At 69.1% G+C, this 4,490-nt stretch carries 4 protein-coding genes; all 4 read left to right on the top strand.

What is annotated here, in order from left to right; translation table 11 throughout:
* The first annotated feature begins 98 nt into the window (after positions 1-98).
* Positions 99-566 (top strand): TonB system transport protein ExbD, encoded by a 468-nt coding sequence (exbD, locus tag Q8M82_RS01970; RefSeq protein WP_305689700.1) that lies wholly within the window; start codon positions 99-101, stop codon positions 564-566.
* Positions 563-1,498 carry an energy transducer TonB family protein gene (locus tag Q8M82_RS01965; protein WP_305689699.1) on the top strand — a complete coding sequence of 312 codons (936 nt, stop codon included), beginning with the start codon at positions 563-565 and terminating at the stop codon, positions 1,496-1,498. Before exbD ends, Q8M82_RS01965 begins: the two co-directional genes overlap by 4 nt.
* A 444-nt stretch (positions 1,499-1,942) precedes the next feature.
* On the top strand, positions 1,943-3,160 hold the full coding sequence (locus Q8M82_RS01960) for an ABC transporter substrate-binding protein (RefSeq protein WP_305689698.1): 1,218 nt from the start codon (positions 1,943-1,945) through the stop codon (positions 3,158-3,160).
* Positions 3,161-3,305: 145 nt separating this feature from the next.
* Positions 3,306-4,490 (top strand): branched-chain amino acid ABC transporter permease (locus Q8M82_RS01955; protein WP_465248064.1); only part of this gene is annotated, 1,185 nt, incomplete at its 3' end.

The raw sequence follows: 4,490 nt of genomic DNA, 5'->3' as shown, positions 1-4,490 counted from the left end.
AGCGCCAACCGGCGCCGGCGGCGACCGCGCGCGCGCCGCTGCATGCGGTGCCGAACCCGGCTCCAGCCGCGCTGCCGCGCGTATCGGCGGAGTGAGGCATGGGCGTTTCCCTCAAAGATGCGCAGGATGGCGACCTCGGCGAGGTCAGCGACATCAACGTCACGCCTTTCATTGACGTGATCCTGGTGCTGCTGATCATCTTCATGGTCGCCGCGCCGCTCTCGACGGTCGATGTCGCCGTCGATCTGCCGGTCTCCAACGCGCAGCCGCAGCCCAGGCCCGATACGCCGGTGTTCCTGACGGTGAAGAGCGACCTGTCGCTGGCGCTCGGCAATGACGGCGTGCCGCGCGAGGCGCTGGGCGCGACGCTCGACCGGCAGACCCAGAATGATCGCGAGCAGCGTGTCTTCCTGCGCGCCGACGGGGCCGTGGCCTACCGCGAACTCATGGAGGTGATGAACCTGCTGCGCCAGGCCGGCTATCTCAAGATCGCGCTGGTCGGGCTGGAGGATACCGGCCAGGGGGCTGCCCAAGCCGCGCCTGCGACACGAGCGCCTGCGCCATGAGGACGCTCGCCGCGCTGCTGGGAGGCCGCTCCGACCGCGTCGGTTCCAGGCTTTGGCCGGCCGTCCTGCGCTGGGCAGTCGCCGTGGTCGTCGTGGCCGGCGCCCATGGCGTCGCGGGCTGGATGCTGGTGACCTGGCAGCGGGCCGAGGCGGCGATGGGAGCGCCGCCGGCCGCGGTGATGATCGAACTCGCGCCGCTGCCGGTTGCGCCCGAGGCGCCGCCGCAGGAGGTCGCGCCCGGCCCCGAGATGGTCGAGGCCCAGCCCGAACCGCAGCCGCAGCCGCCGGAACCCGTGGTCGAAAAGCCGCCGGAGCCCGAACCGCCGCCGCCCGAGCCGGTCGTCGAGCCGCCGCCCGTGGAGCCGCCGCCGGAGCCGGTGCCTCAGCCCGTGGTTAGGCCGGAGCCGGAGATCAAGATCCCGGAGCTGCCGCCGCTGCCCGACGCCGCGGCCGTGCTGGCACCGCCGCCCCCACCGCCCCCGGCCCGTCCGCAGATCGTGGAGCGCAAGCCGCCGCCGAAGAAGGTCGTGGAGCGGCGCAAACCGGTCAATCGCGACAAGCCGCCGGCCGAGCGCACCACGGCACCGCCGAGCGCGCAGGCTCAGCTCGCGCCCAGCGCCGCGGCTCCGGTGGAGGGCGCTGCAAGCGCCTCCGCCGCCTCGCGCGCCAGTTGGCGCGGCACGCTGCTGGCGCATCTCAACCGCTACAAGCGCTTCCCCGGTGGCGCCAATCCGGGCACGGTCCAGGTGTCGTTCAGCATCGACCGGTCGGGGCGCGTGCTCACGGCCCGTCTGGTGCGCGGTTCCGGCGATGCGCTGCTGGACGAGGAGGCGGTGGCGATGATCCGCCGGGCGAGCCCGGTCCCGGCGCCGCCCGAAGGGCTGGGCGGTGGGACCATCGCGCTCGCCGTCCCGGTGAAGTTCTCACGCTGAAGGCCGGCTGTGGCCCCGCTGTTTCCGGACTGCAAAGAAAAAAGGGCCGCGCGTGAGCGCAGCCCAAGTCTAGGGAGGAAACGCCCAAGGAGGGCGACGCAGCATCGCTGCTGCGGTGCGTCATACATAGGTAGAGGCGCCCGGCCCCACAAGAGGAAAAGGGCAGCATCATTGTCCTAATTTTTGGGCAGACGCCTGCCGGGCGTCCTCGTCAAGCGAGGCCTCGGCGCCCCTAGGTTGCCTCAAACCGCCTCGGCGGCCCGCGCTCCGCCTGCCTGTGCCCTGCCCAGCGCGTGCCGATTTTTCGCCGTTGACAGGCAGTTTGGGCCTCTTCAAATTCGTAGGCATACAAATGAATTCGCGGCTGACGCGGTTTCGTCGGCATGCGACATCTGTCGAAGAGCGCTGGGGCATCCGCCACCGGGCCAGACATGGGGAACAGGCATGACGATCGACCGTCGCAGTCTTCTGGCCGGCGCATCCGCCGGAGCCGCCATCCTCGCCGCACCGTCCCTGGTGCGGGCCCAGGGGGCGGGGCCCATCAAGGTGGGCGAAATCAACAGCTATACGGCCCAACCCGCCTTCCTGAAGCCCTATCGGCAGGGCTGGGAACTGGCGCTGGAACAGGTCAATGCCGCCGGCGGCGCGCTCGGCCGCAAGATCGAGACGGTCTTCCGCGACGATGGCGGCAAGCCCGAGGACGCGGTGCGCCATGCCGGCGATTTGATCAACGCCGAGAAGGTCGATCTGCTCTCGGGCGGCTTCCTCTCCAATGTCGGTCTCGCGATCGCGGATTTCGCCAACCAGAACAAGCGGCTCTACGTTGCTTCCGAGCCGCTCTCCGACGCGCTCGTCTGGGCCAAGGGCAACCGCTACACCTTCCGCCTGAGGCCCTCGACCTACATGCAGGCGGCGATGCTGGTCGAGGAGGCGGCGAAGCTGCCGGCCAAGAAATGGGCCGTCGTGGCGCCGAACTATGAATATGGCCAGTCGGCCGTGAAGTGGTTCAAGGAACTGCTGAAGAAGGCCAAGCCCGATGTCGAGTTCGTCGCCGAGCAGTTCCCGGCGCTCGGCCGGATCGATGCCGGCGCGACTGTGCAGGCGCTGGAAGCCTCCAAGCCCGACGCGATCTTCAACGTCACCTTCGGCGGCGACCTGACGAACTTCGTCCGGCAGGGCAACACGCGCGGGCTCTTCGAGGGCCGCACCGTCGTCTCCATGCTGACCGGCGAGCCGGAATATCTCGATCCGCTCGGCGCCGAGGCGCCCGTCGGCTGGATCGTCACCGGCTATCCGCAGGCCGACATCAAGACGCCGGAACACCTCAAGTTCCGCGAGGCTTACGTCAAGAAGTTCAACGATTATCCGCGGCTCGGCTCGGTGGTCGGCTTCGACACGATGAACTCGATCGCAGCGGCGCTGACCAAGGCCGGCTCGACCGACACCGAGAAGCTGGTCGACGCCCTCAAGGGGCTGAAGTTCCCCTCCGCCTTCGGGGCGGCCGAGTACCGCGCTATCGACCACCAGTCGACGCTCGGCGCCTATGTCGGCAAGACCGCGCTGAAGGACGGCAAGGGCACGATGGTCGACTGGCGCTACGCCGACGGCGCGAAATACCTGCCCGGCGACGATGTGGTGAAGACGCTGCGCCCGGCGGGGTGAGATCCGTCATTCCGGGGCGATCGGCAGGATCGAACCCGGACCCACGACCGGGTGAGCCCGTGCCGCCGCGGTTCCTTCTGACTCGCCCAGTCGTGGGTTCCGGGTTCGGCGCTGCGCGCTGCCCCGGAATGACAGGATTGCCAGCATGATCGACCTCATCCTCACCCAGACGCTGAACGGCCTGGCCTCGGCCTCGTCGCTGTTCCTCGTGGCGTCGGGACTGTCGATCATCTTCGGCGTGACGCGGATCGTGAACTTCGCGCATGGCTCGCTCTACATGCTGGGTGCCTATCTGGCCTGGACGCTGGTCGGCCGCTTCGGACCGGCGGACGCGCTCGGCTTCTGGGGCGGCGTTCTGGCGGCGGCGGCCCTGACCGGGCTGATCGGTGTCGTCATCGAGGTGTTGATCCTCAGACGGATCTACCAGGCGCCGGAGCTCTTCCAGCTGCTCGCGACCTTCGGCGTCGTGCTGATGCTGCAGGATGTGGCGCTGGCGATCTGGGGGGCGGAAGACAAGATCGGGCCGCGCGCGCCGGGCTTCAAGAGCTTCGTCGTGATCTTCGGCAACCGCTTCCCGACCTATGAGCTGTTCCTGATCGCGGTCGGGCCGATCGTGCTCCTGATCCTCTGGCTGCTGTTCCAGAAAACGCGTTGGGGCACGCTGGTGCGGGCGGCGACGCAGGACCGCGAGATGGTCGGCGCGCTCGGCGTCAACCAGCGCCTGCTGTTCACATCGGTCTTCGCCTTCGGTTCGATGCTGGCCGGCCTGGGCGGCGCGCTGCAACTGCCGCGCGAGGCGGTGACGCTGCACATGGACCTGGCGATGATCTCCGAGGCCTTCGTCGTGGTCGTCGTCGGCGGGCTCGGCAGCGTTACGGGGGCTTATCTGGCCGCCGTGCTGATCGGCATCCTGCACGCCTTCGGCATCCTGATCTTTCCCAAGATCACGCTGGTGCTGGTCTTCCTGGTCATGGCGGTGGTGCTGGTGGTCAAGCCCTATGGGCTGATGGGCAAGGCGCCCGTCGGCCATCAGAGAGCCCATGGCCCGGCCGAGCCGCTCCTGCGCCCGGCCGACGGCACGACGAAGCTCGCCGGGCTGATCGGCCTCCTGATCCTGGCGCTGGCGCCGCTGGTCACGCCCGACCACATGCTGGTGACGCTGACCGAGCTGGTGATCTTCGCGCTGTTCGCCGCCTCGCTGCACTTCATGATGGGGCCGGGCGGCATGGCCTCCTTCGGGCATGCCGCCTATTTCGGGCTGGGTGCCTATGGCGCGGCACTGGCCGTGAAATGGCTGGGCGCGCCGATGGAGCCGGCGCTGCTGCGGCTG

Source organism: Allobosea sp. (assembly GCF_030694325.1).
Classification (GTDB): Bacteria; Pseudomonadota; Alphaproteobacteria; order Rhizobiales; family Beijerinckiaceae; genus Allobosea.
This window is presented reverse-complemented; position numbering and strand designations above follow the sequence as displayed.

Coding starts and splice junctions, on each gene's coding strand:
- exbD (WP_305689700.1), top strand. CDS start 99: ATGGGCGTTTCCCTCAAAGATGCGCAGGATGGCGACCTCGGCGAGGTC.
- Q8M82_RS01965 (WP_305689699.1), top strand. CDS start 563: ATGAGGACGCTCGCCGCGCTGCTGGGAGGCCGCTCCGACCGCGTCGGT.
- Q8M82_RS01960 (WP_305689698.1), top strand. CDS start 1,943: ATGACGATCGACCGTCGCAGTCTTCTGGCCGGCGCATCCGCCGGAGCC.